Here is a 20,688-nt window from a genome sequence, read left to right as displayed (position 1 = left end):
TGCGCGCACCGCGTGCAGGGGCACCGCCCACCGCAGGATTTCAGGACGGGCAAAGCCGCGGTCGCAGCCAATATCGCCCCCTGCGCAGATCAAATGTCTGCACGTCCTCTCACATAGCATTCTGCCCTCCGCAGAAACGCGTGACATCAGACGAAAACGTGATGCTGTGGCAGCGCAAGCGCAGCACACCAAGCTATTTCGTCCGGACGCCCCGCCCGGGAAAAAATATCTTGATGGCAGGTCTACTGACTTGCGGATCAACGCGCCCTGCCCCTTCCCGGCCCGGTGGGCCAGTGGTTTCGGCAGAGAGCTCCTCGCTCACAGTTGCGGGGGCAGTCACGGATTTGGTCCCTTTTGGGTACGCCGCACCGTGTTCCCTTTTCATCCCGGATTGCCTGAGGCGTCGCGAGAACCATCTTTCGCTGGTCTGGCGATCACCGACGTTTCTGTCAAGGGGGTTTCAGTTGCCAGCCTTGACTGGTTCAGCTGGGCTGGGTGTCACCACCGGCAAAGACCTCAGCCAAGAGCCCGCCACCGTTTTCCAGCCAGCGCTGCTCGGGGGGGCGCAGCAATGTGGACATGCGCTTGCGGTAGGCTGTCATGTCAGCCTCGGATAGAATGCCCCGCCATTTCTGTGAACTGGCACTGTGGAAAAACCCACGATCCTTGCGCCAGAACCCCTCTCCTGCGGACAGGGCAAAGCGGTCGGCATTGGCTTTCATGTTGTCAAAGCGGGCCGCCGCGATCAGATCTGACATCACCGCGGGCGGATGAGCGATGGACAGGTGATCCGCGATGTGCCCCACGGCCCATGCAAGATCGCGCATCATATCGGCATAATGCAGCGAAAGGTGATTGGGCGCATGGCGCCGCGCGATTGCGCTGTGGAAATGATCCACGATCGAAACCAGACTGGCGCCATCGCGATGGTCTCCCTCCAGAAAGATCGCAAACCCCTCGCGTGGGTCCGGCGGGAAGATGTCGCTCAGCACCGGTTCGCGCATGTTGGCCACATGGTTGCGAAAGGAAAAATGCACGTCGATCGGATGGCGAAACACCGTGATATAACGCAGGTCAGGCCAGTATGGGATCCCGTCTAGCGGCGTGTGCGTCTTGACCTGCCGCCTGCCAGGCTGCGCGTTGAGCCCGGCAACAAGGGCATCCTGTTCGGCAGAGGTTACATCCAGCCAGGGCGCCTTGCGTGAGAGCGCCGCATCCACGCCCGGATCTCCCGACATCAGCAACGCAAGAATGCCCTGCGTCCAGGTCGTGCCGGACTTGGGCGGTGTGGACACCACCACATCGCCCGCGCGGGGCTCGAAACTCTGCCAGCGGCTCGGATCAGCGATCTTGCCGCCATAACGACGGGAGGGTGGACTGGCTGGGCGTATCATTCCAAAATCAGACCACAAAAACAACCAAAGCGCGAGTCACATTCTGGGTGGCCAAACCGCATGCCGCAGCAACACCTGATGCCCAGCGCGCAATACGCACCAAAACTGGCAAACTGGCGATGGCGCGGCAGGGACCGCTCGGCAAGACCAAGAAATCAACGTGAAATGCGGCGGAAGGTCGTCACCCACAGCCAGCGTTTACCAATTGACAACAAACACACCCAATAGTTGAATTAATTCCGATCCACCCTTGTTTGATACTGTAATGATGAACCTCCAGATCGCTTTTATTGACAGTTCCGTAGCGGATTTTCACACACTTCTTGCCAATCTCCCCCAGGATATGGAGGCCATCCCGCTTGATCCTCGCCGCCCCGGCCTGTCCCAGATCGCGCAGGCGCTGGATGGCCGTGATGGGATCACCGCGGTTCATATTCTCTCTCACGGGGCTGATGGGACGTTGTTTTTGGGCAATGACTGCCTGACGGCCAGAACGCTGAAACAGGCACCGGATGCCTGTGCAACAATCAACCGGGCGCTCGCTGCGGATGCGGACATTCTGATTTACGGTTGCGAGGTTGCCGCGTCCGAACGTGGAGAGGCGTTTGTCGCGGCCCTCGCAGAGGCCACGGGCGCCAATATCGCCGCATCACGCACCCTGACCGGGGCGGCACGGCTGGGCGGGGATTGGCAGCTTGATCTGCAGATCGGTGCAATCACAACACCTGTCGCAATCTCTGCCGCTGGCCAAGCCGCGTTTCAAGGGGTGCTCTCGACCACGATCAACTATGCATCAAACACTGGAGGAGCAGTTAAAGCAGAGTGGGTCGACGGGACATCTGGTGTCACCGATGCCCCCGGAATTACCCTAACACTTGACTACGGCTACGGCGATGAAGCCGACGGACTGTTTACCAACCTGTCGCTGGCAGGGCTCCCCGGACAAGGCGTGGTAGCTTCAAACGGCATTTCAAACTTCAATGGATTCAGCAACGGCTTCCAATTGGCCGGATCTGCGAATTTCAGCTTCGAAGGCTTCGAGGTCGTCGGCCGGGGCCAAGCACTTACTGACCAGACATTTACAATCCGGGGATATGATGATTCCGGAAATGCGGTTGTCTCGCAGGTTTTGACATGGACCGCAGCTGGCCCGAGCACATACCAAACGTATTCCTACGGGTCTGGTGGCTGGACAACCAATACAGCATGGCAAGATGTGCGCAGGATTGCCGTCGACTACACCAATGATCCCGATTTCCAGGAATTTGCGGTCATTAATATCACGGTTGGCGATGCCGTCGGCCCGGTCAACACGGCTCCTGCACTCGGCGGCACCCCGGCCGATGACACGGCGACAGAGGACGTGGCAACCGCGATTGACCTGTCCGCCTATAACCTTTCGGACGCAGATGGTGATGACATCACCCTGACCCTTGCGGTTGACCGTGGCACGATCAGTTCGGTTGAAGGCAACGGAATCTTTGCCGGGGTGACGATTGCAACCTCTGGCACCACGTCGATGACACTACAGGGCACAGCAGCAGCCCTGAATGCGTATCTGGACGACACCAGCAAGATCACCTTTACCACCGGGGCAAATGACGTAACCACAGCCGTTCTGACCGTAACCCCCAATGACGGCACCAGTGACGGTGCGGCCGATACGGTGAACATTTCCATCCAGCCAGCAAACGACGCGCCGGTTCTGGACACGACGGCCAGCCCCACACTTGCGGCGATCGATGAGGACGCCGGCAATGACAATGGCAGCGGCGCCGACGGGGATGATGATGCCACGGACAATGCCAACAACCCCGGAACAACTGTCGCCGCTCTGGTGGTTGATGGAAGCATCTCAGATGTCGATGGCAGCGCGGTAGAGGCAATTGCCGTCAGCCAGGTCGATAACACCAACGGTGTGTGGCAGTTTTCCACCAATGCAGGCGCCAGCTGGAGCGACTTTAGCGCGACGACGGGCCAGGTGGTGTCGCTCACTGGTGCGGCGCGGTTGCTGGATGGCACGGCTGGTGGTGCAGGCACGAACCTGGTTCGCTTTGTTCCTGATCAGAACTACGTCGGCCAGGCCACGCTGACGATGCACGCCTGGGACAAAACCACCGGATCGGCTGGCGGTATCGCGGATCTGTCATCACCCGGTGGAACAACTGCATTTTCCACCGCAAGTGACAGCGTCACAATCACGGTCAATGCAGTCAATGACGCCCCCGTTTTCAATGGTTTGGACGCAACCCCCACCTATTCTGAGGGCGGCAGCGCTGTTGTTCTGGACAATAATGTCACCCTTGGCGACGCCGAACTCTCCGCTCTTACTGGCGGTCTTGGTGATTTCAATGGCGCAGTCCTCACCATCTCCCGCAATGGCGGCGCCAATGCGACTGACAGCTTTGGCTTTGAGCTGTCCACTGCGGGGTTCACTGTTGTTGCCAATCAACTGCAATGGAGTGCCGCGCCAATTGCCACCTTTACCGAAGGGGGGGGCCAGCTGCAGATCACCTTCCTTTCGACGGCAACCTCGGCCCAGGTGAACAACGTCCTGCAGCACATCACATATGCCAACACCAGCGATGACCCGAACACCAGCGCCGAACTGAACTGGATGTTTTCTGATGGCAATTCAGGCACCCAGGGCAGCGGTGGCGCCCAGACGGTAACGGCCACGCAGACCGTCGCGATTGGCGGGATAAATGATGCCCCAACCCTAAGTGCGACTGGCCAAAATCCAATCCATGTAGAGGGTGCCGGTGGACAGGATCTGTTCAGCTCTGTCACCTTCAGCCTTGTTGAACAGGTTGACCGGCTGGACGGGCTGACACTTACCGTCACAAATGTTGCAGATGGCGCGGCTGAGATCCTGTCCCTTGACGGCACGGATATTGCGCTCTCCGACGGGACGACCGCCACAACAGCAACAAACGGATTGGGAGTGAGCGTCTCTGTCAGCGGCAGCACAGCCACGCTCAGCTTTTCTGGTGCAACGCTGACGGCGGCGCAGGTGCAGACCTTGATTGACGGGCTGACCTACCGCAACACCTCTGACGCGCCGACCACGGTTGCCAATCGGGTCGTTACCATCACCCAGCTTGTAGACACCGGAGGCACAGCGGGAGGCGGCAGCGACACATCCGCCCCCAGCCTCACCAGCACTGTCAGCCTCACCGCCGTGAATGACGCCCCGACCTTGCAGAACCTGCAGGGGGATGACAGCGCCGTGGAACCCGGCCAGCACGCGGCCATTGATAGCGGCGGCGACGTCCTGCTCGGCAATCCTGATACCAGCGACTACTCAGGCGGCGTTCTGACGATCGCCGACAGCGGTGCTGCAAACTCTGCCAGCGGCAGTTTCTCGGTCAATGGCACAACTGTGACCTCAGGCGGGGATGCCACGCTTTCCGCAGGAGAGACGATCGCCGTGGGTGGCACCACCATTGGCACCGTACATGCAGCCAACGACGGGCAGGACGGGCGCATGTTGCAGATTGATTTCACAACCGCTGATGCCTCCAACGCCAATGTGCAGGCGCTGATCCGGGCGCTGACTTGGGGGGCGGCCTCCGGGACCGGCCAGCAGACATTCACGCTGACCCTGAACGACGGGGACGGCACCGCAAACGGCGGCGCTGAAGAGACCACGGCCGATTTCACCATGTCGCTCGGCAATCGGCCGGTCATCGCCAATCTGTCGGGGGATAGCGTCGCCTTTGTCGAAGATGGCGGTGCGGTCCTGCTGGATGCCAATGCGGATGCAGCCCTTAGCGATGCGGATTCAGCCAACCTCGGCGGTGGGAGCCTGTCGCTGGCCTATGTCAGCGGTCAAAGCGCGGACGACCGCCTTGTGATCGACACATCCGGCGCGGTCAGCCTGTCTGCCGCGCAGGCCGCGAATGTGACGGTATCCGTCGGCGGCACTGTTATCGGCACCCTGCGGGCGGGCGCTGCTGGCGGCGCGAGCGAGGCGCTCGTCATTGACCTGACGGCGGATGCCACCCCTGCCCGCCTGCAGCAGCTGATCTCAGCCTTGAGCTACACCAACATCAGCGAGGACCCCGACACCAGCGACCGGGTGCTCTCTCTCACGGTGGTGGATGACGCAGGCCTCACGTCTGATGTCGCGGCGCTCACCGTCAGCGTTGCGGCACAAGATGACGCCCCGACCCTCACGGCAACGTCGGAAAACCCCGGCTATAGCGAAGGCGCAACCGCAAGCGATCTGTTCTCCTCGGTCGCAGCCGATGCAATCGAGAACGGGCAGACATTTACCGGGCTCACGCTGACCATCGACAATCTTGCAGACGGCGCGGCCGAGGTGCTCCAGATCGACGGCAGCACACTGACCCTCACCCACGGCGCCACGCTGATGACAGCAACCAACAGCCTGAGCGCCTCTGTGACCGTCAGCGGAACCACCGCAACGGTCACCATCAGCGGGGCAACCCTCTCAGCGGCGGATCTGCAAACGCTGATCGACGGGCTAGCCTATGAGAACACATCCGACAGCCCTCAGGATAGCAGCACAAGGACCGTGACCATCACCGGGCTGACCGACAGCGGCAGCGCCACGGGCGGCAACAGCAACGCAGCCACGCTTTCGCTGACGTCAGTCGTAACCCTGACGGCGGTAAATGATGCCCCGGATATTGCCAATATCACCGCCCCTATCGCGGGCCAGGTGGTGGCGGGCAGCGGGGCACAGGCCGTGTCGGGGTTGGCTGGCGTCACGGTCTCTGATGTCGACTCGCCCGAATTCAACGGTGGCACCCTGGTGTTGCAGCAGACCAGCGGCACCAGCAACGGCAGCTGGGGCGTCGACGGAACCGTGGTCACAGCCTCCGGAGGCGCAACGCTCAGCGCTGGGGCAAGCCTTGCCATCAACGGCACGGTGATTGGCACGGTAGACGCAGTGAGCGATGGCCAATCCGGAAGCGCGCTGTCGATCTCATTCACCACGACGGATGCCACCCCCGCTGCCGTCCAGCTTCTGTTGCAGAACCTGACTTATGCTGCGCCCACCGGGGTTGAAACGCGCAGCTTCTCCCTGACCCTGACAGATGGGGACGGTACGGCAAACGGCGGTGATGCGGATGTGACTGTTCCCTTCTCGCTTCAGGTGACAAGCCAGCCACCCGAAATCAGCAATCTGAACGGCGACACCGTTACCTTTGTGAGGGGGCAGACAGCCGTGCAGCTTGATGCCGGCAGCGATCTGAGCGTGAGCGACCCGGACAATGCGGATCTGGGGCACGCCACCCTCACCGTTTCGCTGGAAAGTGGCGCGCAGGGTGGCGATCTTCTGCTGGTTGACACCACCGGCACCGTCACGCTGTCGTCGGGCCAGACCGATGGCTCGGTCATAGCCGTGGGCGGAACCGACATCGGCACCATCAGCGCAACGGGCACTGGGGGCGATGGCGAGGATCTGGTGATTGTCCTCATGGCGGGAGTGGCCTTTTCCCAGGTCGAAACCCTGTTGGACGCACTGAGATTTGACAATTCCACCGGCAGCGCCGCCCCGCTTGGCAGCCGGAGCGTCGGTGTCCGGTTTGACGCGGCGGATGGCGCCACATCCGATATGTCCCTGATCACGGTCACTGTCACCGCGCCGCCATCCCCTGGCGGAGGGGGCAGCACACCCCAGGCGCCGGTCGATGTGACCGGTGGCAGCGATGGCGAGACGTTCGATGGCACCAACCTCAACGATACAATCAATGGCGACGGTGGTGACGACCTGATCCGTGGTGGGCTTGGCCAGGATTCTCTGATGGGCGGCATCGGCAACGACACCATCCGCGGCAATGCCGGCGAGGATGAGCTGTTCCTTGGATCCGGCAATGACAGCGGCTTCGGGGGCGACGGCAATGATCTGGTGCTTGCGGGGCCGGGGCAGGATCTTGTGCGCGGCCACCAGGGCAACGATACCCTGCACGGGGGCAGCAACGCCGACACCATCTTTGGCGGTCGCGGGAACGACAGCGTCTTTGCGGGCAAAGGCAATGACAATGTCTATGGGCGTGCGGATGATGACCACCTTCGCGGTGGCTGGGGGGATGACACGATCCACGGCGGGACAGGCAGCGACACCATCCTTGCAGGCCAGGGCCACGACACGGTCTTTGGCGGTGAAGGATCGGACCGGGTGCGCGCGGGCTGGGGCGACGACAAGGTGTTTCTCGGCCTTGCGGATGATCACGTCTTTGGTGGCAAGGGCAATGATACGCTAATTGGCGGCATGGGACGGGACACGCTAAACGGCGGCGCTGGAAATGACCGGCTGCGCGGAGGCGCCGACAGCGACACATTCATTTTTGCCAAAGGGCGCGGCATGGATACGATTGCCGACTTCGACGCCACGATGGATGTGTTGGAACTCAGGAACTTTGGGTTTTCCTCGCCGCAGGAGGCGTTGTCGTTTGGGGCGCAGCAGGGCGATGATTTCGTCTTTAGCTTCGATGATGGCAGCGGCCTTATCCTGCGCGACGTATCCGAGGCAGAGCTGAGCTCTGTCATGATAATTCTCTAAGGGATAAAACCGCAGGGCCGCCGATCTGGCGACCCTGCTTTGTTCTGTGCGCTTTGCCCCGGTTCAGGCAACGCGAAGCTGTTTTTCCGCCGGACGCATTTCAAGGCGGTAGGCCTGACAGGTTTCGCCCGCGACCTCAAACCGAGGTCCCGCGGGGGAAAGATCGAACCCGACCTTGAGCGTCAGCAAGGCTGCGGTGACAGAGGTGAGGCACAGGAAAGAACGTACCTGCCACGTGCGGGACAGCCGAGCGAGGTTCAAGGCCATTTCCCGCCGCACGACGCGCCGTTCCCGGCTCGGGATGTCTTCGGACACAAAGACACGGGTGATTTCCCAGATCCCCGGATCCCGTGGGGCTGGTTCATCCAGGATATTTTCTGGCAGACCCGGCAAAAGACCAAGCTGGGCATCCCGCAGCATGTAGCTGGCATTGATGCTTTGCGCGGTTGTTGGCGTCAGACGAAAACCTGCCTTGATGCCCTCACTGTCATGGATCGCACAATAGACGCTTTCCGGCGTATCATATTGATCAAACTCCATGCCGCGGGTCTGCGGCAGGTGCCAGTCGTGGCGCTCAATGAAATGATGATGGCGGGCACGCAAAAGCCCGGTGAACAAGCCACCGGTCTGATCAAGGTTATCAAATGTAATATGTGTGGACTGCATCGCGTTACGGTCACTTTCAAATCAACACTGGGATTTAAAACCCCCTAAAGTTGACTAAAAAATTTCCATAAAACGGTGAAAGAATGGTAAATAAGACAAGAAAAAGGCGCCACAGGGGCGCCTTTGCGCGTTTTCAGCGCAAATTTAAGTTTTGAAGTATCGTAGCTTCGTGCCTAAACCGCCTTCTGCATCTCGCCTTCTGATTGCTGAATGACCCGCTGAATTTCTGCCAAAAGCACGGCTTTTCTCACTGGTTTTGCGATATAACCCACAGCGCCCAGCCCCAGATAGGTTTCGCGGTCTTCGGTGGCGGCATTCGCCGTCAGCATGACAACAGGCGTATTTGCGATGCGCGGCTCGCTCTTGGCCATCTGGATCAGCGTTTCCTTGCCGTCCATGACCGGCATCCGCATATCCAGAAGAACAAGATCAACCTCTGTCTCGGCAAGACAGGCCAGCGCCTCTGCGCCGTTTTCCGCTTCCAGAATTTCAACATCACTGCCCTGCAAGAAGGCGCGCACAACGCGACGGTTCGAGGCGGTGTCATCGACCACTAGCACACGGCATTTGCCCAACTCAGCCTCTGCCCCATTGGGCGCTGCCGGCTGCGGCGTGATCTTGGTCGGCGGCTCGACAGCGCGGATATCGCAGGTCAGCGTGAAGCGGCTGCCCTCTCCCAGCTGGCTGGACACCACCAGATCGCCGCCCATGTTCCGGGCCAGGCGGCGCGCAATCGACAGGCCAAGACCGGTACCAGGCACGCTGGGCGCGTCCTTGTTTTCGGCGCGGAAGAAATCGGAAAAGAGCTGCGTCAGATCCTGTTCGGACATGCCGCGCCCGGTGTCGTTCACATTGACGACCAGCCGCGTGCTGCCCTCGCCCGGCCGGGCCGCCACATCAACTTTGACTGCGCCCTGTTCGGTGTATTTCACCGCATTGGACACAAGGTTGGAGATGATCTGGCGCAGCCGCAGAATATCACATTCCGCATATTTCGGCACGCTGTCAGCAACATGCAGGCTAAGATCCAGCGCCTTTTCCTCGGCGCTGAAACGAAACACTTCAACCGCCGAGGCAATTTCAGCATGGAGATCGGCAATGGTGGGTGTCAGCACCATGTGACCGGATTCGATCTTGGCATGATCGAGAATATCATCGAGCAGATCCGTGAGCGCCTGCGATGACGTGGTCAGCAAGCGGCCATGTTGCATCAAGTCAGCCGGATCTGCGCGCCCCTCGGCGATCAACTCGGACATGCCACAAATCGCATTAAGGGGCGTTCTGATCTCATGGCTCATCGATGCAAGGAAACGGCTCTTGGCCTCGCTTGCAGCCTTGGCATCGGCCAGTGCCTTGCGCAGATCATTGGCCATCCTGTGCTGGCTCCAGATCGCGAACAACGTGTAGGCAGACCCGATCGCCAGGATCACGACGGCAAAAATGATCTCAGCGCGATTGCCGACAGACAGCAGGGTTTCGCCAACGAGAAATCCCAAGACCCCGATGATGGGCAGCGCCGTCAGCAGGCCAAAGAACATCCATTGCGAGCGCGCCACAACACAGTGATTGAGCGCGATCACAAGGAGCATCGCCCCCATCAGTTTCGCAAATCCGTCAGGTTCCAGAAACAGCAGAAGCGGGATGGTGTTGAAGGTCCAGACCCCGATAAAGGCCGAAATCACGAACAACGCGATCCCCGCCAGGGTCACCTTGCGGCTGAGTTGATGATACACACGAATGCCGATCAGTTCGATAATGATGTAAACAAAATAGACAGCTGCAACCTGGGCAAATGACAGGTAGTACAGGGAAATAAGCGACACGATTGTAATCGAGGCAAAGCGTGATGGCAGGTCCTCCTTGACCAGCTGGTTCTGGGCGGACACATCACGACGCAAGCTGGGCGTAATCGTCAGCATTGCCAATTTTCCGTAATGATCAGCACCTAAAACACCCCATCTTTGCTCCGGACCTGTCAGCGCGGTCACCGGATCACATAGATATGCACCTTGGAAGTCTGTTGCATCAAATCATATGTAAAATTCAATTCAATTGACCAGTCTGCGATTTAACTCTACCGCAGTTTTGCCCAGAAATCACGTGATCGTCATCGCAATGGTGCGGACTGTCTCCTCTTGGCGTCATGTCTGCGGCCCCATCGCAGGCAGCTGCGCATCATGCGGCCAGATGCGAGGTGATTTCTCCCTGGGCCTCATCCCATTCGGCCTGCAATCGCATCAGGTCCGTCCCGCCATTGCCATCTGCGTTTTCTATATCCAACAGCGCATGACGGAGCGCGCCAAATCCCAACACCGCTGCCGAACCTGCCAGCCTGTGGGCCTCGGCCCTGAGCGGATCGGACAGATCTTCACAGCTGTGCAGATCCGCGAGCAGCTGCTCCATGTCGCCTTTGTATTCCGCCAGAAATTCGACGCCACGGTCGCGGCCAAGTGCATCAAAGAACTGTTCGATATCAGAGAGTTCTCGGGCAGCTGCGGGTGCTGGCTCTGGCGTCTGGGCAGCGGTCGTCAGCTTGGTCGTTGGCAGGGCCTTTGCCACTGGCCGCCTGCTGCGCACCAGCGGCAGGGTTGCGCGGCGATCAATCACATCTGCCAATGTCGATTTGTGGACCGGCTTGGTGACAACCTCGGCCATGCCTGCTGCAAGGATACGGGCATGATCCTGCGGCGCCACATGTGCCGTCAGCGCAACGATGTCGACCCCATCAGCCAGGTGCCCGCTGCGGATCTGGCGAGTTGCCTCGATCCCGTCGACCCCTGGCATGGAAATATCCATGAAAATCAGATTGAAATCCTTGGCGCGCGCAGCGGCAACCCCCTCTGCCCCGCCGGGGGCCAAGGTGACGCGATGACCAAGGTTGCGCAACATCTTCTCAACCAGGATGCGGTTGATCTCATTGTCTTCAACCACAAGAATATCAAGCGCTTGCGGGTCTTGTTGCTCAGCCACAGAGGCGGCGACCTGCGGCTCTTTCTGCACAGCGTCATGCGTATCTGCGGCTACCGCAGGAGCGGCCGACGCGGTTGTGTTCGATACGCTCTGACCAGAGGCCGGCAGTGGTAGGGAAATCGTGAAGAGGCTGCCTTCGCCCAGCTCGCTCTCGCAGCTGATGTCCCCGCCCATTGCCTCGACCGTCCGGCGGGTGATCGCAAGCCCCAGCCCCGTTCCTTCGCTGCTGCGGGAATAGCTGGCATCCAGGCGGATGAAATCCTCAAAAATGCGGTCCAGATCATCCTCCGCGATGCCCTTTCCGGTATCGGCGATGCTGATTTCCACCCGGTCGCTGCTGCCAAGGCGCTGGACCTCAACGGCGACCGCCCCGTCCCGCGTGAAATCAACGGCGTTTTGCAGGATTTTCTGCAACACCCGCTGCACAGCAAGCGGTCGGCCCAAGACGTTGTTGGTGGGGCCCAGGTTGCAACTCCAGCTGAGCTCGTTCCCCGCCTGGCGGGCCGCAGTCTGCTGTGATTTGACCAGTTCACCAACGAGTTTGGCGAGATCAAATATCCGGCGGTTTTCATTGTCGACGCTGCTTTCGAGATTGGAGAGCTGCAGGACATCATTTACATGCCCCATCAGCCGGTCACCGGATTGACGGATCATGGTCACATAGCCGGATTGTTCGGCGCTCAGGCCGCTGTCAGACAGCAAATCAACCGCGCCCAGCACACCGGTCAGCGGCGTGCGCATCTCGTGGCTCATGACGGTCAGCAGCTCTGCCTTTGCCCGCTCTCCGGCGAGGGCCTTGTCACGGGCATTGCGCAACTCCCGCTCTGCCGCGATCCGGTCGGAAATGTCACGCAGATAGCTGACAAAGACAGTCTCGCCCTCTTCTCCATCCTCGGCGGGCTTGCTCGCGGTGATGGACAGCTCAACCGGAAAGACCTCTCCTGATTTTCGCTTTGCTTCCAGTTGGATACGGCCCTTTCCGATGACGGTTTCCTGGCCGGATGTGCGAAAACGCTCCATTCCTTCGGCATGCGCCTCGCGCAGGTGGTCGGGCACGATGAGGTCGGCCATGTTGGCGCCGGTTGCTTCGGCCCTGGAATAGCCAAAGATGGCTTCGGCGGCGCCATTGAATTCCTGGATTTTTCCGTCGCTGTCGACGACGAGGATCGCGTCAAGCGATGAGGTGACCATCGCGCGCATGCGCGCCACGGCCTCGCGGGTCCGCTCTGCCAGGCGCTTGCCCCGCTGGTAAAGCCGCCCCATCATCAATGTTGTCATCGTCAACGCCACAAGAAGCGCCAGAACCACAATCGCAAGGCGTGACAGAAGATCAAAGAAATTCAATCGTTTCTCTTCGCTCGCGCGGGCGTGTTCCGTCAGCCCCGCAAGCGCGAGATTGCGCAAATCGGTCCTGTTTTCCTCAAGTATTTCGCTGACCCTGGGCAGGCCAAACAAAAGCGCCTCATCCGGGCCGTCGATGTAGGTGATGAGATAGTCGATCCGCTGCTGCACGCGCGGCATGATCCCGGCGTTGTCAGGCGCGTTGCGGACCGGCGCGAATGTCCGGCTTTCACGGATGGTCATGATCCGGCTGAACAGAATATCGAATTTGCGCCGAACCTGCGCCAGATCCTCCACAGTTTCAGCTGCAAGCACCGCATTCTCGAGCTTCAGATGTTCGATTTCCGCTTGCGACAAGGTCCATTGCAGGCTGTCCGTTGCGGCCGTCGACAGACCATCAAGACGAAAAAGGACCTCTCGTCCCAGCCGCACCGACTGCACGGCCAGCAGCGCGACGACCACCGCAATGGCAATCAGCACGCCGCGCGAAAAAAAGGAGTTGCTGCGCAGTTTCACCTAACTCTCAACCTCGGCCAAGGGTTTCATTTGGTTACAGTAATCTCCTCCAACTGCCAAATGCTACGGGAATAAATCGCCTCTGTCTGGTAGGCTGGATCACTGTCGAACGGATAGACGATCCAAAGTGGCCCCTTATCCCTGAGCGACATGACCGCGCCGTTACGCTCATAGGCGACGATTGGGCCACCCTCCACCGCGTCAGCCAGCGGAATTTCGACGGAATAATCATTGATCGCGCGGGCTGTCAGCACACCATCGCCGTCGGTCGGCAGCTCCAGCGTCGTCAGAAGATGCACAAGGCTGACCCCGGCAAATTGCTGCACGCCCGAGGTCCAGATGGTGGCGGTGTCAAAACCGACCCGCGGCATTTGCTGCAGGTCTTCCATGGTAAAGTGGTGCTGGGCCGTGATCTGGCCATCACCCCCCTTTTCAGTGACCGTCAGCGCAGCCTCGGACGCAACGGCAGACGCGGCGCCAAATGCCATTGAAACGCCAAACGCAAACAGCAGTGCGGCCAACCTCTTGTAGAGGGTTTTCATATCAATCAATCCTTTTGCCACTGTCGTTGCAGGCACATTGGTTCAACCAACGCGACGCAACGGGTAGGTTTCATATAAAAGACAGAGACTTATCGTCGTCTGCCCTAGTTCCGATCTTGCAAAAGTTTCCGTGGTATTGATGTATGTTTTGTAACTTTAGCCACAAATTGGCCCCCGCCTAGGGGAATAATACACGAAATTTACATTCAACTCTACCGGGTTTCGTGCTACAGGCACTCCCGCCAGTGATATTGACAACTCGTAAACGAATGTCAGGATAGAGTTGCGGGGGTTAGCCCGACCTGAGCCAGGAGCTTACATGCGCATTTTATTGGCGGACGACCATGATATGGTCCGCGAAACCATTTCAGCCTATCTGCAATCCGAAGGTGGCGCGACGGTCACATCAGCTGTCGATCTTCCCGGGGCGCTCGGGGAAATCGCGGACAATGGCCCCTATGATCTGGTCTTGCTTGACTACAACATGCCTGGAATGAACGGGCTGGCTGGCTTGGGCACCGCGCTTGAGGCCAATGGCGGCAAGGGCGTCGCCATCTTGTCGGGCAGCGCACCCGCACGCACCGCAAAAGAGGCGCTGGATGCCGGGGCTATCGGTTTCATCCCCAAGACAATGGGGGCGCAATCGCTTTTGAACGCGGTGCGCTTCATGAGCGCCGGGGAAATTTATGTCCCTGTCGAATTGATGCGCAAGGAGGCAGAGGCACCGTCCCACCCGCTGGCAGACAAGTTGAGCCCACGGGAAATCGAGGTGCTGGATGGCCTGTGCCGTGGTCTCTCCAACAAGGAGATCGCCCGGGAACTGGAGCTGCAGGAAGTCACCATCAAGCTGCATGTGCGCACGCTGTGCCGCAAGCTGGATGCAAAAAACCGCACCCAGGCGGCGCTGACCGCCAAAGAGGCCGGCCTGTTCTGAAAACCAGAATATTAACAGATACCTAAGGCGCACAGCTCATGTAACTCACTGGGCCTGCGGCGGCACGTCTGCTTGGCCGTGACACTCGGCCATGCTAGGCCGATGCCGTGCTCCGCCACCAGTGGGCACGCAGGATCAGATCACGCGGGACCGAGGACATGCGCCAGCCAACAGCAGACACCGCCAATTGGATCAGTCGCTTTCAGGGGCTGATGCAACTGGATCAGGACACCCGCGAGCAACTCTTGCGCAAAAGCCAGATCATCAGCGCACCAAAGGGCGCAGTCATCTTTGGGCCCGGAAAATCGCCTGAAAACATGCTTTTCCTGCTGGATGGTACGGTTCGGGTGCAACAGGTGTCAGAGACGGGTCGCGAAATCCTGCTGTACCGGATCACGGCAGGCGAGAGCTGTGTGCTCACCACTGCGTGCCTGTTGGCCTACGAGGACTACGCTGCCGAAGGAATTGCCGAAACGGCGGTGCGCGCAGCCGCCCTGCCACGGGCGATCTTTGACGAGTTGGTGGCCAGCTCACCAACCTTTCGCAACTTTGTTTTTACCGCTTTTTCCAAACGGATAACCGATCTTTTTCATGTAATCGACGAGGTCGCGTTTCAGCGTATTGACGTCCGCCTGGCACAAGGACTGCTGGATCTGGCCGGACAGGGCGACCATCTTGCCATAACGCACCAGCAGCTGGCTGTTGATCTGGGCACTGCGCGCGAGGTGATTACACGGCAGATGCAGGAATTTCAGCGCCGTGGCTGGGTGCGACTGGCGCGCGGTACCGTCGACATCCTGGACCGTGACGCCCTGCGCCACCTGAGCGGACGTTGAAGGCGCATCACGAGACTGCGACGCGGCCACCTGCCCCGGTGTGCAGGCGTTGGTGACAAAGTCACAGACAGTGGTCGGCCCCCTCTGCGATGCTGGACCTGTGGCGCCAATCGCGCCATGTCCACCGGATTTGAGGAGACCACCCCATGCCACGCAATGTCGGATCCATTGACCGCCTCTTGCGCGCCCTCTTGGGCATTTTTCTGATTGCCGCGCCGTTTGTCACCGGCTGGCCCCTGTTCGAGGCCACCTGGGCCACCGTGGTGGCATGTCTGGCAGGTGGCGTGATGCTGGCTGTCGCCGCGAGCCGCTTTTGCCCGATCTACAGTCTGATCGGCATCAAGACCTGCAAGGCCTGATCCGAACCGGCTGAGACAGTCCAAACCCAATGGCACGGCCCGGCGTGACAGTACGGACCGGGCCACCCCCAAAAGAACTGAAAGTCACTCCGATGCACGCAGGCCTTCTTCGCTATTTTCCCATTTTGGACTGGGGGCGCAGCTATGGGCGCGTGACATTTGCAAATGATCTGATGGCGGCCGTCATCGTGACCATCATGCTGATCCCCCAATCGCTGGCCTATGCATTGCTTGCGGGGCTACCGGCTGAGGCTGGCCTCTATGCGTCCATCGTGCCGATCCTTCTTTATGCTGTTTTTGGCACCAGCCGCGCGTTGGCTGTCGGTCCGGTTGCCGTGGTGTCGCTGATGACCGCCGCAAGCCTGAGCCACATCGCGGATCAGGGCACAATGGGCTACGCCGTGGCGGCCCTGTCGCTTGCAGCGCTTTCTGGGGTGATGCTCCTTGCGATGGGGCTCATGCGGCTGGGGTTTCTGGCCAATTTTCTGTCCCATCCGGTGATTGCGGGGTTTATCACCGCCTCTGGCCTGCTGATCGCGGCCAGCCAGCTAAAGCACGTCTTTGGCATCCCCGCCGCAGGGCACAACCTGCCTGAAATCATTGGCAGCCTGGTTTCTGGCCTGCCGCAAACCAATCCCGCGACCCTTGCGATTGGTGTCTCTGCAACTGGCTTTCTGTTCTGGGTGCGCAAAGGTCTGAAACCTGCCTTGCGCGGGATCGGAGTCGGGCCACGGGCTGCGGATGTGCTGACCAAGGCCGGGCCGGTTGCCGCGGTGGTTGTGACAACGCTTCTGGTGTGGGGGCTGGATCTGGGCAATGGCGATCTGCAGGCAAATCCCGTGCAAATCGTGGGCCATGTGCCTGCCAGCCTGCCGCCCTTCACCCTGCCTGATCTCTCACTGGATCTGCTATCGCAACTGCTGCTGCCCGCCGCTCTGATTTCTGTCATCGGGTTTGTGGAGTCGATTTCCGTGGCCCAGACCCTGGCTGCCAAACGGCGCCAGCGTGTCGACCCGGATCAGGAGCTCATTGGATTGGGCGCTGCAAACCTTGGCGCGGCCTTTACCGGTGGTTTTCCGGTCACGGGCGGGTTTTCCCGATCTGTCGTCAATTTTGATGCAGGTGCCGCAACCCCCGCTGCCGGGGCCTTTACTGCAATCGGGCTGGCTGTTGCCGCGCTTGCGTTCACACCGCTCATTCATGATTTGCCCAAGGCGACGCTGGCGGCAACCATCATTGTTGCGGTTCTGGGGCTGGTCGATGTCTCAATCCTGCGACGCAGCTGGGCCTATTCCAAGGCAGATTTTGCCGCCGTGCTGGGAACCATTTTGCTGACACTTGGCCTTGGCGTAGAGGTGGGCGTTTCTGCCGGGGTTGGCCTGTCGATCCTGCTGCATCTTTACAAGACATCGCGCCCCCATGTGGCAGAGGTCGGCCGCGTGCCGGGGACGGAACACTTTCGCAATATCCTTCGGCACCGGGTGGAAACTGTCCCTTCGATCCTGACACTGCGCATTGACGAAAGCCTCTATTTTGCCAACGCCCGCTACCTGGAGGATATCATCCAGACCCGCGTGGCGCAGGACAAGGCGATTGATCACGTGATTCTGCAGTGCAGTGCCATCAATGACATCGACCTCAGCGCATTGGAATCCCTCGAGGAAATCATGCACCGTCTGAGTGAGATGAAGGTGCAGCTGCATCTGAGCGAGGTCAAGGGACCGGTGATGGACAGGTTGGAGCGCGGTGACTTCCTCGACCAGCTGACCGGGCGGGTATTCCTGAGCCAACATGAGGCGATGATGGCCCTTACCCCCCGCCCCGACCCGCAGGAGCCACAAAAGCCCAACGCACGTCCCCTGCAGATCGTGGGCGGAACAGAGCCCTGACAGGCGGCCATCGCCTGGCAGTCTCAGTGGGTCTAGACCTTTACGACTTGTACCCGCCCCGCCAACACCAGCGGTCGCAGCAGGGCCGTTTCAAAGGACGTGGGCGGTGCTGTGCGGTAGTCTGCAACGTTCAGCAGGGCCTTTCCGGCGCCACGAATGGCATCTGCCGCCGCCCGATCAACCGCGTGGAGAATGCGGCTGGCATAGGCCATGTAGGCCTCTCTCAATACATCGTGGCGCACCAGATAGGCACCCGTTGGCCGAAGAGCCCCCACCGCCTCTGCCGCGCCGGAATAGCGAAATCCGATTGCCGAGTGATGGTCTGGGCAGGCCACATCGGCGGATGCACATTCCAAGCGACCATAAAGCGATGTGCCCTCCCCTGCCTCGGTTGCGAGGGCCACCAACGCCCGTCCTTTTGCCACACCCTCGGCCTGTGCAATGGCCTGCTGCAAAGCCCCAAGGCAGCGCCGCGGAAACTGGGCAGGCACCAGCAGCACCAGCCCGTCATCCGCCGCGCCCCCCAGGGCCAGCCCGGCTGCAACCGCAGCAGCCGTTCCCCCGCGTGTTGGCTCCAGAATAAGTTGCCCGCAAAAAGAAATGTCGCGCACCTGCGCCGCGCAAAGACGGGCATCAAGATGGGGCACCACCACTGAGGCCGCGCCCAGGTTGGCCAATTGACCCAAGACGTCCTGAAACGGACTGAGCCCAGAAGGGCCCGCCAGAAAATGGGATGGCACATCCGAGGCACGATGCTGTGCAGCCACCGAGGGGTCAATCGGATTGGAGCCAGCCAGAACGATCGGGAAAATCATCGCGCCCCCTTTTCAAAAAACTTAATTGGTGAAGTGAGCCTAGATAAATCAATCAAACCAATCTCCTATCCGTGCGGAGACTGATTGCGCGCAAAAGTATAGTCGCGCATATACTTTTCCGCGCGATAAACGCACGTTTTGCCGCCAAGGAGGCTGCGTAAAAACCTCTGCCGGGTGCGGGTTTCACCGTGACAGCCGCGCTGCCCGACGATATGTTCGCGTTATGTCCACACCCATTTCATCAATCCGCAACCTTGGCCCAGCCTATGAGACCGCCTGTGCAAAGGCAGGAATCCACTCTGCCGAGGCGCTGCGCGAGTTGGGCGCTGATGCGGCATATGCGCGACTGCTGGAGCATGGAACCAAGCCCCATTTCATCGGCTACTATGTTCTGGTGATGGGCTTGCAGGGCCGTCCCTGGAATGACTGCAAGGGTGAGGAGAAGAAGGCGCTGCGCGTCCGGTTTGACGCGCTGAAGGCCCGCAGTTTTGATGAAAACAAATCCGCATTCGAACGCATCCTGAATGAGATCGGTGTCATCGACCGGCGCTGAGCGACGGAACCCAAATCGCCCTCAGGACGTTGTACCAACAACTGCAACCGCACAGAGAGGGCCACGACATGGATCTGATCCGTATCATTCTTTCCGTTATTCTTCCACCGCTTGGCGTCTTTCTGCAGGTCGGCCTTGGCAAGCATTTCTGGCTGAACATCCTGCTGACCCTGCTGGGTTACATCCCCGGTATCGTGCACGCCGTCTGGGTCATTGCACGGGAGCCGAAACATGCCTGAAGGCCTAAGCGATCATGAACCGCGCCTACAGGAGCTGGAACGCCTTGCGCACCGAATGGACAAGGCGTTTCACCTGCCCATCATAAATGTGCGCGTCGGTTGGGACAGCATTCTGGGTCTTGTTCCCGGGGTGGGCGATGCACTGGCTTTGGCGCCTGCGAGCTATATTCTGTTCTCTGGCTATCGCATGGGCGCCTCTGCGCCGACCCTCGCCCGAATGGCGGCCAATGTGGGGATCGACGCAGTGATCGGTTCTGTGCCTCTTGTGGGTGATCTGTTTGACGTTGGCTGGAAGGCCAATCTGCGCAATGTCGCCCTTTTGCGGAGGCACCTTGAAAAAAAGGCAATGGCGGGAGAGCCCTTGGCCAAACGGCTCGCCCGCCGCGGATTCGACCACATCAACGCACCGGGGCCGGACGCCCTGAACGTGGCGGGCAAGGCCAGACACCGCTGGGCTGACACCAGCTGGCCCCGCAAGCGGCGGGCGGCGCGCAGCTTGCGTCTGCGCCCTGTCTCCAGCTGACAAAACAAAAAACCGCGCCGGATTGCTCCGACGCGGTTTTTTTTGTCTCGTGACGGAAGCGGTGGCTTAGCCGACCAGCTCCAGACCGGAGAAGAAGTATGCGATTTCAACCGCTGCGGTTTCCGGAGCGTCGGAACCGTGAACGGAGTTTTCGCCAACGGATTCTGCGAACTCGGCACGGATGGTGCCTGCAGCTGCATCTGCCGGGTTGGTTGCGCCCATGACTTCGCGGTTTTTCGCGATAGCGTTTTCGCCTTCCAGAACCTGAGCAACGATCGGCGCGGATGCCATGAACTCGCACAGTTCGTCGTAGAACGGACGCTCGGCGTGCACTTTGTAGAACTCACCCGCCTGAGCTTTGGTCAGGTGGATGCGCTTTTGAGCAACGATGCGCAGGCCAGCTTCTTCGAACTTGGCGTTGATTTTGCCGGTCAGGTTGCGGCGGGTTGCATCGGGCTTGATGATCGAGAAGGTGCGTTCCAGTGCCATCGGGCGATCTCCTAATAGAAGTGTTAGATATTTCTGCGCCATCGACGGGTTGTCCCGGCGCTGGCGTTCTCGCGCCGCCTAACATGG

Annotated in this window: 15 protein-coding genes and 1 riboswitch; of the genes, 8 read left to right on the top strand and 7 right to left on the bottom strand. The window is 59.9% G+C overall.

Translation table 11 applies throughout. The features are described from left to right. Positions 1-218: 218 nt before the first annotated feature. A riboswitch (cobalamin riboswitch) is annotated at positions 219-432 on the bottom strand. A gap of 50 nt (positions 433-482) precedes the next feature. Continuing rightward, positions 483-1,394: a sulfotransferase domain-containing protein gene (locus NIT7645_RS16155; protein WP_008561447.1), complete on the bottom strand. Its 912-nt coding sequence runs from the start codon at positions 1,392-1,394 to the stop codon at positions 483-485. Between the two features lie 265 nt (positions 1,395-1,659). Between NIT7645_RS16155 and NIT7645_RS19350 the strand changes: the two genes are divergently transcribed. After that, entirely contained in the window at positions 1,660-7,929 is a 6,270-nt protein-coding gene (locus tag NIT7645_RS19350) for a DUF4347 domain-containing protein (protein WP_082204891.1), read from the top strand. Between the two features lie 63 nt (positions 7,930-7,992). Here the strand turns inward: NIT7645_RS19350 and NIT7645_RS16140 are convergent, their stop codons facing one another. The 4 genes from NIT7645_RS16140 to NIT7645_RS16125 form a co-directional block, all read right to left on the bottom strand. After that, complete coding sequence (locus tag NIT7645_RS16140) at positions 7,993-8,595, bottom strand: acyl-homoserine-lactone synthase (protein ID WP_008561147.1); 603 nt, start codon at positions 8,593-8,595, stop codon at positions 7,993-7,995. Between the two features lie 173 nt (positions 8,596-8,768). Then, positions 8,769-10,514, bottom strand: coding sequence for an ATP-binding protein (locus NIT7645_RS16135; RefSeq protein WP_008561902.1), 1,746 nt, complete (start codon positions 10,512-10,514; stop codon positions 8,769-8,771). A gap of 256 nt (positions 10,515-10,770) precedes the next feature. Continuing rightward, on the bottom strand, positions 10,771-13,422 hold the full coding sequence (locus NIT7645_RS16130) for a PAS domain-containing hybrid sensor histidine kinase/response regulator (RefSeq protein WP_008560985.1): 2,652 nt from the start codon (positions 13,420-13,422) through the stop codon (positions 10,771-10,773). A gap of 26 nt (positions 13,423-13,448) precedes the next feature. Further along, positions 13,449-13,964 carry a putative pterin-binding protein gene (locus tag NIT7645_RS16125; protein ID WP_037302234.1) on the bottom strand — a complete coding sequence of 172 codons (516 nt, stop codon included), beginning with the start codon at positions 13,962-13,964 and terminating at the stop codon, positions 13,449-13,451. Positions 13,965-14,283: 319 nt separating this feature from the next. On the opposite strand from NIT7645_RS16125, the gene NIT7645_RS16120 reads away from it, so the two are divergent. The 4 genes from NIT7645_RS16120 to NIT7645_RS16105 all read left to right on the top strand — a co-directional run bounded on the left by NIT7645_RS16120 (position 14,284) and on the right by NIT7645_RS16105 (position 17,982). Next, entirely contained in the window at positions 14,284-14,898 is a 615-nt protein-coding gene (locus NIT7645_RS16120; protein WP_008562408.1) for a response regulator transcription factor, read from the top strand. Between the two features lie 158 nt (positions 14,899-15,056). Beyond that, entirely contained in the window at positions 15,057-15,734 is a 678-nt protein-coding gene (locus NIT7645_RS16115; protein WP_008561748.1) for a Crp/Fnr family transcriptional regulator, read from the top strand. A 146-nt stretch (positions 15,735-15,880) separates the two neighbouring features. Continuing rightward, positions 15,881-16,093, top strand: a complete 213-nt coding sequence (locus NIT7645_RS16110; protein WP_008561988.1) for a YgaP family membrane protein — start codon at positions 15,881-15,883, stop codon at positions 16,091-16,093. A gap of 92 nt (positions 16,094-16,185) precedes the next feature. Continuing rightward, complete coding sequence (locus tag NIT7645_RS16105; RefSeq protein ID WP_008558810.1) at positions 16,186-17,982, top strand: SulP family inorganic anion transporter; 1,797 nt, start codon at positions 16,186-16,188, stop codon at positions 17,980-17,982. Between the two features lie 32 nt (positions 17,983-18,014). Here the strand turns inward: NIT7645_RS16105 and NIT7645_RS16100 are convergent, their stop codons facing one another. Next, positions 18,015-18,797, bottom strand: a complete 783-nt coding sequence (locus NIT7645_RS16100; RefSeq protein ID WP_050687510.1) for a hypothetical protein — start codon at positions 18,795-18,797, stop codon at positions 18,015-18,017. Between the two features lie 223 nt (positions 18,798-19,020). Here NIT7645_RS16100 and NIT7645_RS16095 point away from each other — a divergent pair, with 223 nt between their 5' ends. From NIT7645_RS16095 to NIT7645_RS16090, 3 genes are all read left to right on the top strand, one after another. Further along, positions 19,021-19,350 carry a TfoX/Sxy family protein gene (locus NIT7645_RS16095; protein ID WP_008562643.1) on the top strand — a complete coding sequence of 110 codons (330 nt, stop codon included), beginning with the start codon at positions 19,021-19,023 and terminating at the stop codon, positions 19,348-19,350. Positions 19,351-19,418: 68 nt separating this feature from the next. Next, positions 19,419-19,589, top strand: a complete 171-nt coding sequence (locus NIT7645_RS19345) for a YqaE/Pmp3 family membrane protein (protein WP_008561339.1) — start codon at positions 19,419-19,421, stop codon at positions 19,587-19,589. After that, the gene (locus NIT7645_RS16090; RefSeq protein WP_008558933.1) at positions 19,582-20,112 is read left to right on the top strand and encodes a DUF4112 domain-containing protein; all 531 of its coding nucleotides are present in this window, start codon (positions 19,582-19,584) and stop codon (positions 20,110-20,112) included. Before NIT7645_RS19345 ends, NIT7645_RS16090 begins: the two co-directional genes overlap by 8 nt. A gap of 66 nt (positions 20,113-20,178) precedes the next feature. On the opposite strand, the gene ndk is transcribed toward NIT7645_RS16090, so the two are convergent. After that, positions 20,179-20,601, bottom strand: a complete 423-nt coding sequence (ndk, locus tag NIT7645_RS16085; RefSeq protein WP_008563265.1) for a nucleoside-diphosphate kinase — start codon at positions 20,599-20,601, stop codon at positions 20,179-20,181. Positions 20,602-20,688 lie beyond the last annotated feature (87 nt).

Origin of the sequence: Phaeobacter italicus, from assembly GCF_001258055.1 — a bacterium.
Classification (GTDB): domain Bacteria; phylum Pseudomonadota; class Alphaproteobacteria; order Rhodobacterales; family Rhodobacteraceae; genus Phaeobacter; species Phaeobacter italicus.
The sequence above is the reverse complement of the archived record's forward strand: the minus strand, read 5'-3'. Positions and strand labels throughout refer to the sequence as shown.